General features: G+C 60.7%; 14 protein-coding genes. 3 read left to right on the plus strand and 11 right to left on the minus strand.

The features are described from left to right. Positions 1-17 precede the first annotated feature (17 nt). The 9 genes from PLANPX_RS17270 to PLANPX_RS17310 all read right to left on the minus strand — a co-directional run bounded on the left by PLANPX_RS17270 (position 18) and on the right by PLANPX_RS17310 (position 14,242). Positions 18-2,816: a hypothetical protein gene (locus PLANPX_RS17270; RefSeq protein WP_152099936.1), complete on the minus strand. Its 2,799-nt coding sequence runs from the start codon at positions 2,814-2,816 to the stop codon at positions 18-20. Then, entirely contained in the window at positions 2,809-5,544 is a 2,736-nt protein-coding gene (locus PLANPX_RS17275; RefSeq protein ID WP_152099937.1) for a hypothetical protein, read from the minus strand. The genes PLANPX_RS17270 and PLANPX_RS17275 overlap by 8 nt, the downstream gene beginning before the upstream one ends. Next, entirely contained in the window at positions 5,541-6,257 is a 717-nt protein-coding gene (locus PLANPX_RS17280; protein ID WP_152099938.1) for a hypothetical protein, read from the minus strand. The genes PLANPX_RS17275 and PLANPX_RS17280 overlap by 4 nt, the downstream gene beginning before the upstream one ends. Beyond that, on the minus strand, positions 6,254-7,411 hold the full coding sequence (locus PLANPX_RS17285) for an AAA family ATPase (RefSeq protein ID WP_152099939.1): 1,158 nt from the start codon (positions 7,409-7,411) through the stop codon (positions 6,254-6,256). The genes PLANPX_RS17280 and PLANPX_RS17285 overlap by 4 nt, the downstream gene beginning before the upstream one ends. Continuing rightward, positions 7,408-8,070 (minus strand): hypothetical protein, encoded by a 663-nt coding sequence (locus tag PLANPX_RS17290; RefSeq protein WP_152099940.1) that lies wholly within the window; start codon positions 8,068-8,070, stop codon positions 7,408-7,410. Before PLANPX_RS17290 ends, PLANPX_RS17285 begins: the two co-directional genes overlap by 4 nt. A 143-nt stretch (positions 8,071-8,213) precedes the next feature. Next, positions 8,214-9,272 carry an RNA 3'-terminal phosphate cyclase gene (gene rtcA / locus PLANPX_RS17295; RefSeq protein WP_232536157.1) on the minus strand — a complete coding sequence of 353 codons (1,059 nt, stop codon included), beginning with the start codon at positions 9,270-9,272 and terminating at the stop codon, positions 8,214-8,216. Further along, the gene (locus tag PLANPX_RS17300; protein WP_232536159.1) at positions 9,253-10,146 is read right to left on the minus strand and encodes a hypothetical protein; all 894 of its coding nucleotides are present in this window, start codon (positions 10,144-10,146) and stop codon (positions 9,253-9,255) included. Before PLANPX_RS17300 ends, rtcA begins: the two co-directional genes overlap by 20 nt. Positions 10,147-10,300: 154 nt before the next feature. After that, positions 10,301-11,818, minus strand: a complete 1,518-nt coding sequence (locus PLANPX_RS17305; protein WP_152099942.1) for an RtcB family protein — start codon at positions 11,816-11,818, stop codon at positions 10,301-10,303. 846 nt (positions 11,819-12,664) lie between these two features. After that, a complete protein-coding gene (locus PLANPX_RS17310) occupies positions 12,665-14,242 on the minus strand; it encodes a TROVE domain-containing protein (RefSeq protein WP_152099943.1) in 1,578 nt (525 codons plus the stop codon). Between the two features lie 246 nt (positions 14,243-14,488). On the opposite strand from PLANPX_RS17310, the gene rtcR reads away from it, so the two are divergent. Further along, positions 14,489-16,069 carry an RNA repair transcriptional activator RtcR gene (gene rtcR, locus PLANPX_RS17315; RefSeq protein ID WP_152099944.1) on the plus strand — a complete coding sequence of 527 codons (1,581 nt, stop codon included), beginning with the start codon at positions 14,489-14,491 and terminating at the stop codon, positions 16,067-16,069. Between the two features lie 78 nt (positions 16,070-16,147). On the opposite strand, the gene PLANPX_RS17320 is transcribed toward rtcR, so the two are convergent. Both PLANPX_RS17320 and PLANPX_RS27455 read right to left on the minus strand, forming a co-directional pair. Continuing rightward, a complete protein-coding gene (locus tag PLANPX_RS17320) occupies positions 16,148-17,155 on the minus strand; it encodes a dockerin type I domain-containing protein (protein ID WP_152099945.1) in 1,008 nt (335 codons plus the stop codon). A gap of 617 nt (positions 17,156-17,772) precedes the next feature. Then, the gene (locus tag PLANPX_RS27455; protein WP_172992136.1) at positions 17,773-17,916 is read right to left on the minus strand and encodes a hypothetical protein; all 144 of its coding nucleotides are present in this window, start codon (positions 17,914-17,916) and stop codon (positions 17,773-17,775) included. On the opposite strand from PLANPX_RS27455, the gene PLANPX_RS17325 reads away from it, so the two are divergent. Next, complete coding sequence (locus PLANPX_RS17325) at positions 17,915-19,333, plus strand: SUMF1/EgtB/PvdO family nonheme iron enzyme (RefSeq protein WP_152099946.1); 1,419 nt, start codon at positions 17,915-17,917, stop codon at positions 19,331-19,333. The genes PLANPX_RS27455 and PLANPX_RS17325 overlap by 2 nt on opposite strands. A gap of 54 nt (positions 19,334-19,387) precedes the next feature. Next, positions 19,388-20,773 (plus strand): Gfo/Idh/MocA family protein, encoded by a 1,386-nt coding sequence (locus PLANPX_RS17330; protein WP_152099947.1) that lies wholly within the window; start codon positions 19,388-19,390, stop codon positions 20,771-20,773. Positions 20,774-20,976 lie beyond the last annotated feature (203 nt).

Below are 20,976 nucleotides of genomic sequence, written 5' to 3' on the forward strand. Positions count from 1 at the left end.
CGAAGCGGGCCGTGAGGCTAAATCTCATACACGGTCGCTACGCCGTTCGCGTCGAAAAGAATGAAACGGTCGGAGGCGACCACGGGCAACAGCGCGACAGGGGGGGCGCCATGCTTGTCTAATGTCGCGACAAGCTTGAGTGCGCCCCCTTTGGTCTCGTACGCTTCAATGCGTTCAGCCGTCGCGGCGATGGCGTAGCCACCGCGATTGATGCAGACGACGGGTTCGATCATATCGCTGGCCATGGGAATCAGGCGATGATGTCCCGAGCCGTCCCACAAGACAGCGGCGCCATGCTCCATGCCAATGGCGATCCGATTGAGCGCGTAAAGGTGCGAGCCGGAAACAGAACGGATGGGCGACGCGGTTTCAAAACGCTGGCTTTCGGCCGTGGCGCTTAGTGAAACCAATCCATTTCCGAATCCGACGTAGAGTCGATCGTTGCGCACATGCATCGGCAGCGGGATAGCCACCTCGTCCCCTTGCCCGCAAAGCTCGCGTGGAATGGGGATCGTGCCGATCAATCGTCCTTGGTCGTCGGTGCAACTGGCGACGAATCCGTCGCGAATCTCCACGGTCCAGAGGCTGCCTTGCCCGCCGCGCGAGGCGCCGAACGGTCGTCCCGAGCCAGGCAAGGCGCCGATTTTCACGGATTGCGGGTGATATTCAGTGGGAGTGAATACGATCTTTTGCGGCAGCGTTTCGCCGCTGACGACGTAAAGCCCCACCGAATCGCGGTGAAAGTGGTCGACGGCGAGAATCAGCTCGGCGTCGCTCAAGACGCTGACTTTCGGCCAGGGCGTCGCGAACCGATCGACGTTGCCGGCTGAATCGGCGCGGGAGACCACGATGCGCCCATCGACGATGCCTGCCGCAAACAGCACGTCGCCGCTGGCGGCGGCGGTGCGCCAAGAGCCTTTCAAACCGAGCGACATTGAATGAAGTGCTTTGATCTTCAGCGGCGTCGCGCTTGTGCCGGCGATCGATGCGCGAGGCGGCGGAGACGCTGGGGCGTACCGTCGGGCGTCTCGCCCCAGCAACAGGTCTTCCGGAGCCAATCGCGCCAACGTCGAGCATAAGAGGCGGGCTTCAGCGGGAGGCGCCGCGCGTAAACGAGCGCCGATGATGCGCGTCGCCGACTCCGCGGCAGCGTCGCGGGTCGAACGATCCGGGTAGCTTTCAAAAAGTTCCGCCAAGACGACGGACACCGGCAGTTGCATGCGGCGCTCCGCCGCTTCTTCGACGAGTTCGACGGCGCGGCTGCGCGCATCGTCGTGTCGTCCCGAGCGTTTCAGCGTGGAGAACAGATGTTGCAGCGATGTGATTGGCGCTACCGAGTTCAGCCACCCGCTTTCAAGTTCGACTAACGCCTGATCGACGTCGTTAAGACGCGTTTCCCAAACGCGAGCCGAATCGACGTAGTCGTCGTTGCGGCGAAACTCCTCGATGGCCGTGAGATAAGCTTCGCGAGCCGATTCGGGTTGTTCTAGGCCTTCGTAAAGCTCGCCGACTTTTTCATGCATCTGTAACTGCGAGTATTGCTCGATGGCTTCGGCCCACAGGCCTCCCTGTTCCAGGCATCGAGCCGCGTCGAGCGGGCGGTGTAACCGCTCTCGATAGAGGACGGCTGCTTCGCGAAAGCAGCGGCCAGCCGTTAGCGCACCGGCAGCTGCATCTAGATCGTTCAGCAGTTCCGCGAAAATATAGGCGGCGCGACGATGTCGCCCGAGGTTCATCTCGCGGTTGGCTAGAGTTCGGTATCGTTCGACGAGTTGCCGCTGGTAGTCCGCTGCGATATTCCACTGATCGGCCCCGCCTCCGCCGCCAAGGCCTCTCAGGCTGAAATTTACGAGGCGTTCCGTCAGTCGACCGCTCGGCCGAGCCAAGCCGCGATGGAGCGTTCCGCCGATCGGTAGCGCGAAGCGCAAGCCACGATCAGGATCGTCTTGCAGCAAGTGGAGTAACCGGCGAATTTCCTTATTGCGGGCGTCGTCTAGCGACTTCTGGACGCCGGCCAACTTGTCCGCCAGATACGCCCCAAGTTTGCTTGGTTGCCGTGAGCGCTGTGATGCGGAAGAGCGATGCGTACTCCCTTTCCCTTTGGCGGCGCCCGCTGGAGGCTGGAACGTCGGCAGCAGCTTGCCCAAAGAACCCAGAGCAACGAACGCGAGGCCAGCGCTCGCCAAACCTGCTTGGACGACGCCCCGTAAGAAACCGCCTTGAGGCTCTTGCGGCGCCTCGGGAAGGTCATGCCACTGCTCGGCGTCGGAGCCAATATTGTCGCGCCCTGAATCTAAAATCGATTCGAAGCTTAGCGCGACGAGCGGTTCCAGGGCATAGTGCCGCGTTGCGAAGGCGATTCCCGAGACAGCGCACGACCAGTCGCGCGGCGTGAGCTGCGGCGGCGCCAATAGCTGCGCCGGCGACAAGATCTCCGCTGGCTCGGCTGCCGTCAGTCCGGCAGCGGCTTGCCAAACATAAACGTAGCCTGGAGGCAACAGGGCGGTAAGCTCGCTGGCTGAGAGCCGCGGCTTGATTGCCGCGTCAACTGGAACGTAAACCTGCGGCGCCGTCTCTGCGAACGGGAGGCAACGTCGCGACGCGGCGACGGGAGTTGGCGGAATCAACAGCGCCGCGACAACCTGGGAAGTTGCGCCGGCGCCCCGCAATGGGATGATTTTGATTTGAGCGTGGTTCACCGGCCAAGCGGCGATTTCATGCAACCAACTGCCGGCGTCTCCGCAAGCGATCAACCACGCCGCTGCGGGGAGCGGCGGTGATTCTCGTCGACAGAGGGTGACGGGGAGTTCAAGCATGCACTGAATGGACGAATGAACGAATGGTTGGTTCGAATAGGTTGCGTGAAGTTGCGGCCGAACGTTCGTCTCCGGCTTTCTCGGAGCCAGCGATGAAATAAGGCTTGCCCCACATCTGGCCGTCGGAACGCCAGCCGGTGAGTTCGCCTTCATGCAAAACGAGGGTCAGTTCAGGCAGGCTGCGGTTAGCTGGAACCAAGTGCAGCAGGCCGCGAGAGTCCAGAAAACAGGCGTTCCCGTTGGGCCAACGCGCGACTGACAATTGGTAGCCGAAATAGCCTTCGACAGGCTTGAACGCGATCGGCCGCTGCAACTTTAAGCCATGACTGCGGCTGACCATCGCTGGCGTATTCAACGCGAGCTGAAAGCTGACGAGCTGCTCCTTCGCTGAACGGAGCGCCAAATCGCCCGACGAATCGATGCCGATGACGTTGAAGCGATGACGCAGCGTTAGCGCCCTGCAGTTTCTCGTGATGCGTTCGTCAAACGCCGTTTCCGTGCAGCGGTGGTTGATTCCGAACGGCATGCCGATGCTGCGATACTCCAGCCTCGACGGTTGCTCTGGGTGCGGCGCGGCCAGGCAAATCCGCTTGCCATCGAGCGAGATGTCAAGGACGCGAATGTCGCCGCTGAGGTCATGCCAGACCCTCTCGAGTTTCTCATTTGCCGTAAGATAGAACTGACCAGTCGGCGTGACGCCGACGGGGCCGTCGCCGCCGGCGTATTCGAACATGGTTGACAGCTTGAGCGTCACGGATGAGTTCGCGAATACCGGCACGGCTTCAAATCTGGCGGACATTCCGTTGTAAGAGAGCGCGTGCCAAGGCTTGCCGTCATACGTCAAGCGAAAGAAGCGGCCATGTTGCCAACGCAATCCATGCGGAATAGCCAGCCGATCAAGTTGCGCCCCCGTCGCCGGATCGAACACCGCCACTTTATTTTTTCGACACGCGAACAGAATGCCATTGTGGGCGCAGACCGATGCGACGGCGCCAAAATCGCCAAGTTGCAGCGGCGTCGGTTGCTGGCGTAGACCCTCGCGGCCAACGCTGAAGACATGAAGCTTGTGAGCGGAGCCGGCGACGACGAAAACGTTATCGCCGGCGTCTGGTTGGCTCGCCCACCACAGTCTGCCGATCGGGAGACGTTCGGCGATTTGCATCGCGCCGCGGGCGGGCATCGTCCAGCGCATCAGGCGGCCGTCACTGGTGAGCGACAGAGCGCCCCAATGGCCGCTCCACCAAATTTCGCTCTGGCGGACGGCATGGGGAAGTTTCAGCGGGAAGGGGGCGACTGCGAAGATCGCCGGCAGGTCCGACGTGCTGCTGCGATCGACCAGGGCGGCTGGCGCCGAGACAATGTCCGCTAGATCGATGGTCGCCTCGCGCAGCAGTTTGCATCCGCGCGGCGTCCGCTCCCAAAGTCGAAACGTGCCGTCTCGATCAACCGCCGCCATCAAGAGCTGCGGCGGAGCCAATTGACGGAGGGTTTCCTGCACGTCGGCGGCGTCTAGCGATTGCTGAGAAGTGAGCAGAATCGGCTCCGTCCGGACGTTGTCGCTGGAGATGCGCTTCAGGAAGTCGGCCAAGGCGGCGGCTGGGTGGAGATCGGGCTCCAACGCGGCGAGATGCTCGGTGATCCCACTGCGCGAGAGTAACTCAATCGGCTCGGCGAAGTCGTCGCTCGCGCGGAAGAAATCGACTTTTCCCGCCCGGCCTGACTGAGCGGCGAACGCCAGCGCCGCCGCCGTCGCAAAGAGGCGAGGAAGTCCCCACATGCGAATACCGGCGTCGATCAAAATCGCCCGGTTCGTTTGCGGCAAGCTCGGCGGCGACTCGCGGCAAATGTAGAGCGCCTCGTTCATCGCCACGCGCACGGCAAGCGTATTGTTATCATGCGCCAATTCGCTGGCGAGCAATCGGTCGAGCGGTCCCCGATTCGCAATGTCGCTGTAGCCGCCGGCTTCTTGCTCCGGCGCCGCCGAGAGACGTCGGGGCAGACTGGTCATCGATTCCAGTCGCTTGGCAATCCGGCCGACGCCGGCGAACTCCGCATCGTTGAGGAGCGAGCAGATGAGTTGCCGCGCCGTCTCGGAGGGCGAGAGTTCCAATTCAACGGATTGCGGCGCCTCTTCGATTCCGGTCGTCAGCCGCATTCGCAACGCCTGCGCGTCGACGCGATGAATCCCTGCGGAGAGGAGATGGAGGTCTCGCGCCAGCAGGGCCGGCGCGTAATTACTGGCGACGACCGCCACCTCCGCGACGTCGATGAATTCCCCGATTCCCCTGTCCATTGCTTCGGCAATTGCCTCGGCCGTGGAACCTTGGACGACGCGCGGCGCCCCTTCCAAAGCCATTTCAACGAGCACTCGCTTGGCGGCAATTTGCGTACGCAGTTCCGGCTCAAGCTGCGCTACTTTGTCGAGTTCGCTGAAGGCGTTCGACAGCAGCGATTGAGGAGCAGATTCTTGCAAGGCGCCGGCGATGATTCCGAGGCCTGATCGATCTTCTAGCCACGAGTGGCGCGTCGCGGCGAGCAGCAGCAAGATAGCGCTGAATGAAGGCAACCCCTGCGGCGCCAACCACCGCAGCACTTGCGCCACTTCGGCTCGAAAGGCGATGGTACGGTTGTCCTTCCAGACGATCGCCTCGCCGCCTTCGCGCCATTCCCAGAATCCGTCGTCTGGAGCACGCAAATATTCTCGGATTGCCATGTCGACGTCGGTCACGGCATGGCCTCCGCGGTGAGCCGTGCCGCCGATCTTGTCGCCGCGACGAACGCCTCGGGCGGCAACTTCTCACAGGTTCCGGCAGGCGACAGCATGGCAAGTTCGCCGGGCTTGAGTCCGAGCCAGGAACGAATCACTGCGGCGTCGAGCGCAGGGCTCCAAGCCCAGCCTGCCGGCACGGCGACGCCGTCGGCGAGCGTATAGCGTACTCCCGGCAGGGGCGGCAACGGTACGCCTTGAATCAAGCATGATTGATCGGCGCTGACCGCGAAAGTCCAGCGTTTCAGCCGGGCTTGCGGCGCTCTGACGGCGTACTCCGTCCATGCGCCGAGCGTCGTTTGCAGCAAACTCGCTTCGCGCTCTTCACTACTTCTTACTAGCGAGAGCGTCGTAGGCGTGGGGCGGGAAGCAACGAACATACGGTGGGGAACGCTCAGAGCGATCCACCTCGACAGCGACGTCCAAACCGTCTTCGGCAGTTCGCCGCAGCTAAGACGCCTGCCGACCGGCACGAGGGCGTTCTGGGCCGTCACCATGAATCGCTCGCAGCCGATGACCGATCGGAGCGTTCGATCTAGTGAATCGTTCCACTGCGGGCCGCACAACCAAATTCGCCCGCCGCTCACGCAAACCGCGACGCCGTCCAGATCGCGGAGCTGCGCGAACGCCGGCGCCGACTCAAGCGGTGCAGAGGCGGCCCAAGTCGGGGTCATGCATTGGCTCCGATGCGCGTCCAGAGTTCGCTGGCCATTTGTTCAAGTTCAGCCCGCTGCCGCGGATCAGTCACCCATTGGCAGCGAGTCGAGAGGAGCGCGAGCTTGTCGCGCACGACGCTTCGCTGCGCCGAATCTCCTGCGGAGGCTGCGACTTCGTCGCCAAGTTGCGTCAAATCGCTGGCCAACCGTTCGGGATCTGGCGCCTCGGCGACGCGCGACTGAGGATGGCCGGCGGCCAAGTCGCTTTCCTCGGCAGCTTCGAGCGCCTGTTTCACCAGTGCCGCCAGAACGTCTTGCTCCTCTTCCGAGTTCCAGATGTAACGCAGCACCCAGACGTCCGCTTGATTCGCTTTCATCCTACCGCACAGGATAGCGCTTGCCGCGAGCAGGTTTTGCAGCTTTACGGCACGCCGATCGGAGATCGCGAGACCTGCTCGGCGAAGTTGCTGAATCAACTCGACGTACCGCGGCAGCACGGCGGAGAGGTCGACCTGCTTGACTAGCGACTGCAGCGTTCGAATGTCTTCGACGCTCACCTGGCTGCTGCTTCCCTGGGCATGTCCGTCGAGTTTCCAGCCTGCAACCAGCACTTGCTGCAAACTATCGTCGGCAACGTTGTAACAGCCGACGCGGACGAGGAAGCGGTCGATCAACGCTTGCAGCGACTCGTCCTCCGGCAAGTGATTGCTGGCGCCGACGACCATCAAAGTGTGCAAGGGCCTGGCTTCTCGTCCGCGGCGAAACACGCGCTCGTTGAGGACCATGAGCAGGCTGTTGAGAATTGCGCTGTTCGAATTCAATAGTTCGTCGAGAAAGACGAAGTCGGCTTCGGGAAGCATGCCTTCAGTATTCGTCTCAAGCTCGCCGTCGCGCAGCTTGCGAATGTCGAACGGGCCGAAGATTTCGTTCGGTTCCGTAAACCGCGTGAGCAGGTAGTCGAAGATGCGTCCGCGAATGCGGCTGGCAAGTTGGTGCACGAGCGCACTCTTCGCCGTTCCGGGCGGCCCGAGCAGAAAGAGATTCTCTCGCGCCACCAAGCATAGCCCGAGCAAGTCAATAATCTCGTCTTTGCCGACGAAACTTTGTTTCATCGGCTCCAGAACGCGCTCTCGCAGTTGTTGCGAGAGGCTCAAAACGTCCGAGTTGGTCATTCTCCGTTTCCAGCTTGTTCGTCTTCCGATGGAATCGCGTTCAATGCGAGCTGGCGCATCAGCTCAGGCGCCAGTTCTTGATACAGCCCCAGCGATTCCTCAATCGCTTGCGCCCCCTGCACGCTTTGCATCGCACGCACGTCGCCCGACTCAATTGCCCGATCGGCGTACATCTGCATCAAGCTAGCAGAGCCGAGCAATGGGGCAATATCGACTTCAGGGGCTTCAATAATTCCTACCGATGACAATGGCCACTGCCGCGCCCATTCCAGCAGTTCCTGGCGGAGCGGATCGTCCGTTGCCGATCGGCAAAAGGACAACAGATCGGGTAGAAAACGAAAGGCGAGGTCCACGCTGTAGTGGGCTTCGGGCGAGTTTAACGCTGCGATGGCTTGATTGGCGGGCGTGAAGGCAAAGTCCGGACCATAGTCGCGAAAGAGGGCGTATTGGCAAGCTTTGTAGTAGTGCGTCGTCGCCCATAACGCCGCCTCGACGTCGAATCGCGGCGGGGCGTCTGGTAGATTGAGGCGATAGGCCTCCTCGAAGTTCGCAAGAAACTCGCGTGTTTCTTGCAATTCCGACTCGCTCAGGTCGTACGGGGCTGCCGCGCGAGTTCGTCTCCCCTCGAACAGATCTTGCAAGAATTCGCAAAGGTTCATTGGGAGTTCTGGCTGCGATCGTAAGCGATGGCCGAGGTTTCTAAAACATTACCATGAGTGGCGCATGGCGGCCACATAAATCATGTCTGCTTTTGTCGGAGCGTTGCATCTCGTCGCCAGAATGGCCGTGGGCAGAGACCGCTTCAATTTCCCACCGTTACTCGACAGCAATCTCCTTCGCGGTCGACATTGATCGGAATCTCAAGAAAGCTGCGTAAGAGATCAATATGCGTCTGCGAGTGTCGAGTGAGGGGCTGCGTGGCGAACGAGCCGCCCCGGCCCGTCTGCCAAGCGGCGATTCCCAGCGGCAACAGGAGTTGATCCGCCAGGTAAGGGCCGACCGGTGCGCCGCTCGCCAGGTAGCTGCGGGCCTCCTTCACGGCCTCGCCGGCGACGCGCTCCGCCGTGGCGCCGATGCGGCCGAAGCCAGTGAAGACTTCGCGAACATGCTCCGAGTGAATCTCGATCAGGAAGACGTTTCCCGGTCCGGCCGAGTCGATGCTCGCGTCGACATGAAGCGCCGAGTCAGGCCAGCTGAGCTTTTCAGCGGCTAGTTCGACTTCGCGCCGACCAATCCGCGGCGACAGGTTCGCCACGAGAGCGGTCGCGGAGCGCTGGAGGATCTCGCCCCGTTCCAGCAGATCGAAACCTGCAAGCTGCGGCGTTGGTTCGATCGCCACGCTGAAACGCCCGCCGCCGGCTGGATAGAAGCCGTGGCGTTCCAACCCTGCTGAAACGCGCGGGCCCATGCGGTTGATCAGCGGGAAGAAGGCTTGTGAGAGAAAGTCGAACGGCGGCGCCCAGGGATTGTGCGTCCCGCCTTCGAGCACGATCTCCGACGGCCCGTGGGCAATCAACAGCGCCGGCAGAATCGTTTGCAACACGAGCGTCGCACTGCCGGCGGTGCCGACCGAGAAGGTGCGCTGCCCCGGCCGGATCGCCGTTGGGCGAAAGGAGAGCGTTTGCGAACCGATTTCGTCTCCCTCGACTTCCGCGGCGCCGATTTCGACCGCAGCGCGCACCGCGGTGAGATGCTGCCGCATGAGGCCGGGTTTATCGCGTCCGGCGCGGATATTTTCCAAGCGAACCGGACGACCGGTCACGAGCGCGAGGGCGAGTGACGAACGGAGGATTTGTCCGCCGCCTTCGCCTTGCGAGCCGTCGATTGTGGCGCATTCGGTCCTAATTTTGCTGTCCCTCACTTTCGAAGAGCCACTTCAAAACCACTCGTGTTGGCGCTGGGCAGAGTCCTCTGCTCAACCAGTTTGAGAATTCATGGTGAACCAGTGGTGCGATATTGAATGGCGCTTCCAGTATATGGCGACATGTAGCATCGAATGCGAACATGAGTGTTTCGCGAGCGCACAGCTGAGAAATGCGAGCCAACTCATCCTCCATCTTCTTATTCGACGCTCGGTGGATTAACCCACTTCCGTAAATAAGGGCATCCAGCAGGTCTTCGTTACTAACGCCACACAATTCTTTGATTGGCGGAAATCTCCAATCGCCTGCAAGGCTTCCGCTGAATCTATCAATCTCGTAGTGCATCCAAGCACGCTTTGAATCGGAGTCAACGTGCTTCGAGTAGAGGTTTGCAATACCCCGAAAAACGTCGTCTCTCCTGAGAAGCAACTGCCTTATCAGAGGGAACACTGCAGTGAAGCATTCAATGTCCCCGAGTTGAAGGCGATACGGACCTTTGCCGCTCCAAGACAGTTTCGGTTTGCTATTCCACCAGCGTCCCTTCTGGATCAACGTAATCAACTGTAAAAAATGCATAACATCATTCGACTCTTGGATGCCCCACTCCTCAGGAACTAGCATTTCTGACGGGCCGAGTCGCAAGACGCTCGTCACGTTGCCCATGATGATTGGATTTTCAACGCCACTGATAATTGCCAGTAGATCAACTTCATCTAGATTCTCGCCACTTTCGTCCTCAAAATAGTCGGTTAGATTTATTCCTCCAAACCCATTGCTGTTGAGAAGCTCGCTCTTAAAAGACTGCTCATCGTGCTCGCGAAAGAGATGGCGAAAAGCAATGAGCGCTCGATGTTTGCGACGATCGTCGAGCAAAGGTGCAACTGTCTCCAACTCCTCGTCGCTCGTACAGAGTGACGGGTCGAAAATTAGCCGTCGATCAAACATCGTCTTCGTTTGGCGATTGATCGCGCTGACATACCACGGAAACTTTTTTGATGACAAGTTGTACCGAGATAGAATTATTTCTCTAGTCATCCGCCTGATCTCCATCCTTGACGACAAACTTCGCCTTCAACCGCGCCACTTCGCTCGCCAGCCCCGCGCTCTTCACTGAACGCAGCACCTCGTCAAAATCTTTGTACGCTGCAGGCGCTTCGTCGATCGGGTACGCCCGGCAATTCGTGAGGATGTCGGCCTCGTCGAACGAGCGGTCGACTTCTTTTTGGTCAAGCGCACGCTTCGCCGCCTTGCGACCTAGTTGCCGGCCGGCGCCATGGTTGACGCTGTAGCAACTCACCGAGGCTCCCGCGTCGGCGGCCATCACGACCGAACCCGCCTGCGGATTGCCAGGCAGCAAAATCGGGTGCCCCGTCCCGGCGAACGGCGTATCGCGCAGCGAGTGATGCCCGGCCGGGAAGGCCCGCGTCGCTCCCTTGCGGTGGACCCACGCGATGCCGTTGTTCACCACTTCCTTCCGCGCGATGTTGTGGCTGATGAAATAGACCAGCTGGCCGGTGACGCCCGGCAACACTTCTTGGAACGCTTCCAGCACCAGCGCGTTGATCAGCAGGTGATTGACGGTCGCAAAGTTGGCGCCGAGCGCCATGTCGTCGATATAGGCGTCGGCCTCAGGCGTGCCGAGCGGGGCGTAAACAAGTTCGCGGTCGCCGCCCGGGAGGGGGATATCCCACTGGGCGAACTTGCCTTGCAGGGCCTTGAACTGCCCCGACGCCAACTGGTGGCCGATGCCGCGCGAACCGCAGTGCGACAGGAACGCGACGCCGCCGTCGACGAGCCCGAAGACCCGCGCCGCTTCGCGCGCACGATCGTTTGCTTCGACATGCACGACTTCGCATTCGCCAAAATGGTTGCCCCCGCCGTAGGAGCCAAGTTGCGTCATCTTTGCGTCGAAGCGGTGCATTTGCGGCATCAGTTGCTCGAGCCGTAACGCCAGGGCGCCGGTCGAGTCGTCGTGGCCCACGTGCGCGGAATCTTCGCAGCGCGCCGCCCACTCTGGCGGGATGCCGAGTTCTTCGCACACGCCGCGCGAAGCTCCTTCCACCATGACGCGTTTGCCAAGGGCTTCGCTGACGTGGCGCGACTTCGGGGCATTCCGCTGACCGCGACCGGCGCCGGTGGGCGTCCGTTCGCAGATCGCGTTGATGAGAGCGCGACGCGTCGGCCGGTCGAGAATCGCGTCGGCCGGCAGGCTGGTTTGCAGCAGGCTCATCGAACACTTGATGTCGACGCCAACCGGGCCGGGATAGATGTGGGTCGGCGAAACCATGACGCAGCCGACCGGCGCCCCGTAGCCGCAATGGGCGTCGGGGTTCAGCACCAGATCGGTAACGCCAGGCGCCAGCCGCGAGTTGATCGCCTGCTGCAGGCAGAGGTCGTCGAAGGTGGCGCGAATCGCCTCGGTGCCGATGACGGTGATCGGCTTCTGCTTTCCGCCGGTCGGTAGAATGGCGGTCGCATCGCCATCGGCGATCATCTGGAACTTGCTCGGCGCCGAGGGCGAATCGTTGTCAGTGGCGATGCTCATTAGTATCAACTCGTGAGAGTAAAAGGGCGGCGACAAGAAATCGAAGAAACAAACACCTGACGATCTAACCCGTTGATCTACGGCTCGCACGACAAGTCACGCGATGCCGGCGGGGCTCGAACCCGCTCCCTTCAGGTTCCATGTAGTTCCTTCTGCATTCGCCGCTGGCTTGGGATGTTTTGTAAGTTTCAAAATGAATGGCGACAAAAGACGAAGAAACAGTCTGATGCTCTAACCACTGAGCTACGGGCGCCGCGCGAGCGACTGCGCCGGTGGGACTCGAACCCACGACCGTCAGGGCAATGTAGTTCCTTCTGCATTCGCCATTCAAAGCAGTAAAAGTCTTGTTACGTGGAAAAACCAAAAGCGAAAGGCGCGACGACAAAATTGATGAAACGGATACGCGCTCTGCCAGACTGAGCTACGGCCCCGTAGTTGTACCAAACGAGTAGAGCCGGTGGGATTCGAACCCACGACCTCGGGTTCCTAGACCATGTAGTTCCATCCGCATTCGTCGCGCTTTTCGCCTTTGGTTCGATATGGATCGAGTAAATCTCTTGCGACAAACGGGGGCGAGACATCCCGGCCCGTAAGTTGAAAGTGGACCGGAGGGGATTCGAACCCCCTAAAGCCATGTAGTCACGCTGGCATTCGCAAGAGTTAGGTTGGTTGTGTATTGACTTCAAAAAACATGAGGGCGCAACCACAACAGAATCGACAAGGGTTCGTCGAGACGGTCACATTGGGTTAAATGTAGTCTCGAAGGCATTCGATTCCGCTGTTGCCAGAAGGTCGCCGTCGGGGAGGGAGGGCGCCCGAAACGTCCCTCCCTCCCGCACTTGCTCGTTACAAACTCACCGCTTCGATCACGCGGACCCAGTGATCGCTGGCGAACTGGCCGCTCGCCACGTTGGCAAGCAGCTCGAACACTTGATCGCTGAAGCCGCCGACGTTGACGACGTCGTCCCGCTCCTTAGCTTGCACCGTTCCCGACGGCTGAATGTCGATGCAGACCATTCGCGCCCGCGGGTTACGGGCCTTGAAGGCAGACCATTCGTTCATCGTCGCGGTTCGGCCTCCGCCGAAACGACCGTAAGCAGGCGTGTCGATCCACGACTCGTTGTCCGAGACGAAGACCACCAAATCGCCGACGGCACGCCGCTCGTTGAGCGTCCGCAGCGGGGCGCTGCAGTTCGTACCCGACGGCGGTAACGCCGAGAGCTTCTGTGCGTTCGTCATCACGCTGTCGCGCGGGTTGAGCCGGACATCAACCGTCTTGTCGTTGAACGGCAGCACCTCCGCCTCCGGATTTTGTCGTAGCACGGCCGCCGCGACGAGCGCCGCCACGTCGATGCAACGGACCGCGGTCGTCGCGCCTGGGCGATGGCCGGTGACCGGCGAATGCATCGACCCCGACACGTCGGGGCAGATGAACGCCTTTCCCGCGATGCGCGGCACATTCTTCAAAGACAGTTCCATGGCGTCTTGCAGGGATTCGCGGACCGCCGTCGGCACGCGAGCGTCGGCGTTCGCGTAGGCCGTCATCAACTGGTACGGGAAGACTCGCGCCTTCTCCACCAGCCGAGGATCGCGCAGCCGGTTGGCAATGAGCGTCGTCATTTCAGCATCCTCGAATACTTCGTGTCGCAGAAACGTGTTGAGATTCATCCGCGTCATTTGCCACGGCGCCGTCCGCGCGATCTGTCGCCAATCTTTCTTCGTGAGCGGCAGCCCCGTCAGCATTTGGAACGGCACGTCGGGCACGGCGACCTTTCCCGGATTGGTGTTGCGATTGAACTTTTCGTACTGCTTCACCAATTCCGGCAAGACTTCGGCGTTGTGCTGGCGACCAATCAAGTAACCGTACAGCGCTTCCCGGGTTGAGTTCGCCGGCTTGGGGTGGACCATTCGCAGCACGTCGGCCAGAGACGGAGCGTTGCCTACTGAACCGGTGAAGAGCTGCGCATCGCTCCGCGCTTCAAGCCATTGAACGATTAACCGCTTCGGCAGCGTACCGAGGCTCTTGCGCCCCACCGCGCCCGATCGCATGATTTGCACGAAGTTGCGGAGCATCTTCGGCGAATCGATGACGCGATCAAACGCCTCGGCCAGCAACCCCGGCGAGCGGACCGACAGCACCGCCAACAGGAGCGCCGGCATATCTTTCATGTGGCCGCGTTCCCGAGCGTAGATGGCAGTGCGAGCGATGAACTCCGGCTCAACGGCGTTGCATAGCATGAGAACCGTTTCGAGCTGCTCTTCGGCCGAGGCGTAAAAGGTCGCACCCAGGCAACCGGTCGCCGCGTATTGGGCAAGGGCTTGCTTATCGGTGCGCTGGTACGCGAGGCCGCCGGCTTCGTTCACGGCGTCGGCCTTCGGAGTCAGGACGCCACGGAGGGACTGAAAGAGTGACTTGTTTGCCATGATTGGTTTCCTTCGATTCGGCCAAGTTCGTTGCATGCCAACTTCGATGGGATGACCTAATGCATCAGGTGTGCCAATGGAACGTACATTGAGCTGTTAATTTCCATAAGATGTTTTCTTGATTAGTGTTACGAGTCATTTCCATGCGTGAAACCAGGAGCACTTCTGTGGTAAACCAGCGGTATTTATGATATTCTTAGATAGCCGTTTATATGACGGTATACGGACTACTTGAACACGAAACCAATGAAGCAAGTCGCCATTGGCCTCCTGGGCTCCCGACTCGACCAGAGCATCGAAGACGCAAACCGCTGGCAAACCTGGCGGCCCTCAGTCGCGATCTGCCAACACGAAGATTTCTTGATCGACCGATTTGAGCTGATCTACGACGCCGCGGTGTCGCGGTTGGCCAATAGCGTCGCCGACGACATCCGGTCGGTTTCCCCGGAGACGGAGGTGAGGCTTCACGAACTCACCTTCCAAGATCCGTGGGATTTCGAGGAGGTGTACGGCGGCCTGCATGCGTTCGCGAGCAGCTACACGTTTCGCCCGGAGTCGGAGCGCTATCTCGTCAACATCACAACGGGCACCCACGTTCAGCAGATATGTCTCTTCTTGCTTGCGGAATCAGGGCATATCCCAGGGCAGTTGCTGCAGGCCTCGCCGCCGCGACGCCAACAGGAAGGGCAGGGGACCTATCGGATCATCGATCTCGATCTGTCGCGCTACGATCAACTCGCGGCGAGATTCGCGCTGGAACAGCAGGAGAGCCTGTCGTTCCTGAAGTCAGGAATTCAAACGCGCAACGCAGCGTTCAACGCGCTCATCGAACAGATTGAACGCGTAGCCATCCACAGTCGAGCGCCGCTGTTGATCACGGGGCCTACTGGCGCCGGGAAGAGCCAGCTTGCCCGCCGCGTTTTCGAACTTAAGCAACAGCGCCGGCAGCTGGCCGGACGCTTCGTGGAGGTGAACTGCGCCACCTTACGCGGCGATCAGGCGATGTCGGCGCTGTTCGGCCATGAGAAGGGCGCCTACACCGGCGCAACAGCCAAGCGAGACGGCTTGCTCCGCGCCGCCGACGGCGGCATGCTCTTTCTCGACGAAATCGGCGAGCTCGGGCTGGACGAACAGGCGATGCTGTTGCGCGCCATCGAAGAGAAGCGATTCCTCGCCGTCGGCGCCGACCGCGAGGTTGCCAGCGATTTTCAATTGATTGCCGGCACGAATCGCGACTTGCAGCGTGCAGTGAATGAAGGCCGATTCCGCGAGGATTTGTTGGCGAGAATCAACCTTTGGACATTTTGCCTGCCGGGCCTGGCTGAGCGTCGCGAGGATATCGCCCCCAACTTGGAGTACGAGTTGACGCAGTACTCGGCAAAGACGGGGCAAGTCGTGCGGATGAACAAAGAGGCGACGCAACGGTTCCTCCAATTCGCGGAGACGGACGCCGCGACGTGGCGAGCCAATTTCCGCGACCTCAACGCCGCCGTAACGCGCATGGCGACCCTCGCCGCTGGCGGACGCATTTCAACTGATCTCGTTGAAGAAGAAATTCGACGCCTGCAGACGCAATGGCAGCCCTGCGTCGTCGGCCCGAACGATCGCTCGCTGCCGGAGTTGGTCGACGCGAGTCAGCTGGACGATTTCGACCGCGTGCAACTAGAGGAAGTGGTGCGGGTATGCCGGCAAAGCAAGACGATCTCCGACGCTGGCCGGAAGTTGTTCGCAGTCTCAAGAAATTTGAAAGCGAAACCCAACGACGCCGATCGGCTGCGAAAATACTTGGCCCGGTTCGAATTAACCTGGGAATTACTGCATCGCTAAGCGTCCCGCCAAATGGAGAATCTTGAGGCTAAAAACCGTCTATCTAGATGGCACTTAGTGCTTAATTCGCGTTGGCGATTAAAAAGGGCGGCGTCTCAAGATCAGCGTGGCGAGCGCGACGAGAGCAAGAGTTAGCGCGGCCGGTTCGGGGATGGGCTGTGCGACTGGGACGGCGGGCGGGATGGCTGCGAACTGGCTTTTCCAGATGATCATGTCGAGAATATTGACGGCGCCGTCGCGGTTGGCGTCGCCGCTCGTGATCGACGCGCCGCTCGTCGTTCCCATGCCTCGTTGCAGGGCGAGGAAGTCTTTGCCATCGACGGCGCGATCCTGATTGAAGTCGGCAGATGGGTTGATGTTCAACTTAAAGTCGTCAATCGCGAGCCCGTCGTTGGTTCCGCCGATGTTGGCGTTCGCCAGCCAACGGATGTAGAAGACGCCGCCGTCGGGGATGCCGCCGGAGGGAATGACGGCGACGGGCGCCGTCGTGGTGCGGTTGGCGGCGAGATTGCCATCCTTCGCGCCGGCAGGCGACGTGTTGTTGGGGGAGACGAAATCGAGCGTGTTGACGGCGGTCCAGACAACGCCGGGGCCTTGGTCCACAATCGAAGTCGCGTTCACGCTGAACTCAAAGTCGAGGCGATCGACGATAGCGTCAGCGGCGCCGAGGCGCCACATTTCACCAGTGTAAGCGATGGTGAAGGAAGTGATCACGAAGCCGGTGTTGTTGAGGAAGCAGGCGCCGAGGGTCGTGTTGACAGTTCCGGAGGTGAGTTCCCCGAAGGCTCGATCGCTGTTTCCCGACGCGCCGTAGCTATAAGTGTTGCCGGTGGAAAGCGCGCCGTTGTCGGCAGTGTAAGTGAGCGTGCCGCCGGTTCCGGCTTCGCTAAAGGCCCAGCCTTGGGGAAGGGAGTTGGAGTTGTTTGCCGTCCCGGACGCAGGGAGCGCGTTGAAGTCCTGGAGGTAGGAGGGGCCGGTAAGAAACACGCAAAGTTGAGCATGGGCCGCGCTGCCCGTGGCGGCGAGCGCGACGATGACGAATAGAAGCTCGACGACGCGGGGCCGCCGGAGGATGGTGGCGCTCATGGGTGCAACACGCTGAGAAGTAGGCAGTGCGGAGCAGCAACGCAGCAGGCGACGTTTACTATAGAAAGCCTGGGGATTGGGGTCCATCAATTCGCAGTCGCGGGGAGTAATCGCCCCATGGCGAGGCCGTTTCGCGGTTGCTGCGACGAAATAGGCTGCCTGCGACTGGCCTGGAGTCGTCGGCAGTCGTCCGGGGAATGGCCCCGACATAGACGCATTGCTCTTCGCCCAGAGTCACCCTCATCGCGACGTGTCGCACTGTGCGAAATGGCAGACGCGCCGCAATACTAGACCAATAAATCCCAATTTATTGACAAAGGAGACTAGCCGCAAGGCGTTAAGGAATTTCCTGCCACGCTTAAGATAGGTCGCTGCGAACGTGTGTTTATCTCCAAGCGACATAATGATTCAGCACAATTTTGCATAGAAACTTCGGGGACCAAATTGAGTTACTTGCCGCAGTGAGGCGACATCGTGACGCCGATGGATACTCAGATTCGCCTTGTTTTCCCGAGCGGTGCGTTGGTTGGCTAAACCGCTTCGCAGAGTTGCCGCGGCTTGCGGGGCGAGAGACGTCACCTGGGGATGTGGTTTCCCAGCCCTTCAACTGCGATTGCTCACGTTACAATAAAAACTTCTCCTGTAAGAAGCTGCGTCGAGAGGTCGACGCCGCGCGCGGCTCCAACTTTTCCACCGCCGATGATTCGATTGAGATCGCGCTCATGGCGCGAAGCTCGCAGGCAGGCAAGCATATTGTTCATGAGATTGCATCGCTCTCGCATCGCTCTGATCGCAACGCTGGCGGCAAGCGTCTGCGCGCTTTCGGCTTCGCCAGTGTGGGCAGCCGTCGACTTTGCCCGTGAGATCCAGCCGATCCTGGAGATGTACTGCGTCTCGTGCCACTCGGCCGATCACACGGACGGCGACGTTGACCTTTCAACGATTGAAAAGGTCCGCGGCAGCGAGGGATTGCTCGTGCCAGGCCAGCCGGAGGAGAGTTCGCTTTACACGCTGGTGGCCGTTGAGAAGGACGACCCGCAGCTCATGCCGCCCGCCGATCAGGGAGGGCCGCTGAAGAGCGAATCGATCGAGTTGCTCAAAACTTGGATCGCCGAGGGGGCGACCTGGCCGGAGGGAGTGACGCTCAAGGTTCGGCCGAAGCCGCCGGCGGAGATTCCGTCGCCGGATGATATGGAGTTGGTCAAGCGGATCCACGCGAAGATCGTCGCGCAAGCGCAGGCCGACGGCGACGGCGCGATGGAGAGCTACGAGGCGGAAGTGCCCGAGACGGCCGCTCCCTATGCGATGGTCGCGATCGAGGGGGGCAAGTTCCTGATGGGAAGCCCCGCCGACGAAGCGGGGCGCGGCGAAGAGGAAGGGCCACAGGTTGAGGTGGAGGTCACACCGTTCTGGATCGGCAAGCATGAGGTCACCTGGGACGAATACGAGCCATTTATGATCACCGGGATCGAACGGCTGAAGAACGGCATGCGTAAGGATTTTGACCCCGCCGTTCATACCGACGTCGATGCAGTGAGCCAGCCGACTACGCCCTATGTCGAAATGAGCTTCGGTATGGGTCAGTATGGCTACCCGGCGATCAGCATGACGCAGCATGGGGCCAATAAGTATTGTCAGTGGCTGAGCGCTCAGACCGGGCACTTTTACCGATTGCCGACCGAAGCTGAGTGGGAGTACGCCTGCCGCGCCGGTACGAATACCGCGTATTCATTCGGCGATGATCCTGCAGCGCTCGACGACTACGCGTGGCACGCCGGCAACAGCGAAGAGAAATACCAACTCGTCGGACAGAAGGAACCGAATCCGTGGGGCCTCTACGACATGCACGGCAATGTCGCGGAATGGACCGCGGATCAGTTTGATCCGAACTACTTCAAACAACTTAAACCAGGCGCTGCGAACCCGTTCGTGAAGCCGACGACGCTTTATCCGCGCAGCGCGCGCGGCGGCGGCTGGGCCGATGGGCCGGAGCGGCTGCGTGCGGCCGCGCGGCTTGGCTCCGAAGCGGCGTGGCAAGAACAAGATCCTCAGCTTCCCAAAAGCCAATGGTATCTCACCGACGCCCCGTGGCTCGGTTTTCGTCTCGTTCGCCCGAAGGAAATTCCTTCGGCTGAGGAAATGTATTTCTACTGGAATAGCTCGTCCAACAAGCGGTGATTCGCGGCGGCGCCCGATGACACCCACCGCTTCAAACCCAGGTAGGAGCCCAACATGCCACTTCCCGAACTCCCCTCTGATCGTCGCCACTTCATCAAGGTTGCCGGGGCCGTCTCGGCGCTCGGGGCGATGCGTGCTCCGCACGTGTTTGCTCAGGCGGGGGCGAACCACCAGTTTCAGGTGGCGCTGATCGGCGCCGGCGGGCGCGGCACCGGCGCTGCGGTCGATGCGCTGACGGCTTCGGGTTACCCGATCAAGTTGGTCGCCGTCGCCGATGTGTTCAAGCAGAAGGCTGACGAAAGCCTGAACGCCCTGCGGCAACAGTTTGCGGATAAGCCGGAGTTGATCGACGTTCCCGAAGAGCGCTGCTTCATCGGCTTCGACGCCTACAAAAACGCGATCGACGCGCTCCGCCCGGGCGACATTGCGATCTTTGCAACGCCGCTGGCGTTCCGCTGGGTGCATTACCAGTACGCGATCGACAAGGGCGTCCATGTGTTCATGGAAAAGCCGCTTGTCTCCGACGGCCCAACCGGCAAGCGGATGCTGGAGTTGGCGAAGAAAGCCGATGAAAAAAATCTGAAGACGGCCGTCGGGCTGATGGTTCGCCACTGCCGCGCCCGGCAAGAGTTGCATCAGCGGATTCAGGACGGCGAGATTGGCGACCTCGTCGCTATGCGGGCGTACCGGATGCACGGCCCCGTGGGAACTTGCTTTAGCAACGCGAAGCCGGCCGATCGCGACGAACTCGAATGGCAGGTGCAGAACTTCCACAGCTTCCTGTGGGCGAGCGGCGGGTTGTTCAGCGATTTCTACATTCACCAGATCGACGAGGTCTGCTGGATGAAGAACAAGTGGCCGGTGAAGGCCCAAGCACTCGGCGGCCGCCATTACCGCGGCGACGCGGTCGATCAGAACTTCGACACGTACGCGGTCGAGTACACGTTCGACGACGGCACGTCGTTCTTCTTCGACGGTCGCACGATGCTTGGCTGTCGCAACGATATGTCGAGCGTGGTGCTCGGCAGCAAGGGCTCGGCGATCGTCAGCGCTTCGGGCCACCACCCCGGCAAGTGCAAGACGTTCAAGGGTCACAAGCTCGATCGCGACAGCACGGTGTGGGCGTACCCGCAGCCCGAAGCGAATCCTTACCAGCTGGAATGGCAAGATTTCATCGACGCGATCGTCCACGACACGCCATACAACGAAGTGCCGCGCGGCATCGAGGCGAGCCTGGTAACGAGCATGGGTCGCATGGCGGCGCACACGGGGCAGGAGGTCACTTACGATCAAATGCTCAACTGCAAGCACGAAATGGCGCCGGGCGTGGCGGACTTCGCGCAAACAAAGGAAGCGCCGCTGACTCCGGACGATCAGGGCCGGTACCCAGTGCCGAATCCCGGGAAAATTCGCGGCCGCGAGTATTCCGATAAGGCGTAGCGACTGCACTCGCGCTCGTTCCGATCAAGCGATGCGCGGGCGATACGATTGAACGACGAAGCAGCGTCTCTTCGAGCGAGGGACGCCGCTTTTCTCTTTGGTTCAACGACGATAGCGCGGTCGCCGCGAGTTCTGAATCGGCCGGTTATGATTGCCGGCGGCGTTGGCTATAATGATTGACGGCCGCCGCCTGCCGACGGGGA

Source organism: Lacipirellula parvula (assembly GCF_009177095.1).
In the GTDB taxonomy this organism is placed as follows: domain Bacteria; phylum Planctomycetota; class Planctomycetia; order Pirellulales; family Lacipirellulaceae; genus Lacipirellula; species Lacipirellula parvula.

Excerpts from the sequence above, each read along its gene's own strand:
- PLANPX_RS17270 (WP_152099936.1), bottom strand. The coding sequence starts at position 2,816 with ATGCTTGAACTCCCCGTCACCCTCTGTCGACGAGAATCACCGCCGCTC.
- PLANPX_RS17280 (WP_152099938.1), bottom strand. The coding sequence starts at position 6,257 with ATGACCCCGACTTGGGCCGCCTCTGCACCGCTTGAGTCGGCGCCGGCG.
- PLANPX_RS17285 (WP_152099939.1), bottom strand. The coding sequence starts at position 7,411 with ATGACCAACTCGGACGTTTTGAGCCTCTCGCAACAACTGCGAGAGCGC.
- PLANPX_RS17290 (WP_152099940.1), bottom strand. The coding sequence starts at position 8,070 with ATGAACCTTTGCGAATTCTTGCAAGATCTGTTCGAGGGGAGACGAACT.
- PLANPX_RS17305 (WP_152099942.1), bottom strand. The coding sequence starts at position 11,818 with ATGAGCATCGCCACTGACAACGATTCGCCCTCGGCGCCGAGCAAGTTC.
- PLANPX_RS17310 (WP_152099943.1), bottom strand. The coding sequence starts at position 14,242 with ATGGCAAACAAGTCACTCTTTCAGTCCCTCCGTGGCGTCCTGACTCCG.
- rtcR (WP_152099944.1), top strand. The coding sequence starts at position 14,489 with ATGAAGCAAGTCGCCATTGGCCTCCTGGGCTCCCGACTCGACCAGAGC.
- PLANPX_RS17320 (WP_152099945.1), bottom strand. The coding sequence starts at position 17,155 with ATGAGCGCCACCATCCTCCGGCGGCCCCGCGTCGTCGAGCTTCTATTC.
- PLANPX_RS17325 (WP_152099946.1), top strand. The coding sequence starts at position 17,915 with ATGAGATTGCATCGCTCTCGCATCGCTCTGATCGCAACGCTGGCGGCA.
- PLANPX_RS27455 (WP_172992136.1), bottom strand. The coding sequence starts at position 17,916 with ATGAACAATATGCTTGCCTGCCTGCGAGCTTCGCGCCATGAGCGCGAT.
- PLANPX_RS17330 (WP_152099947.1), top strand. The coding sequence starts at position 19,388 with ATGCCACTTCCCGAACTCCCCTCTGATCGTCGCCACTTCATCAAGGTT.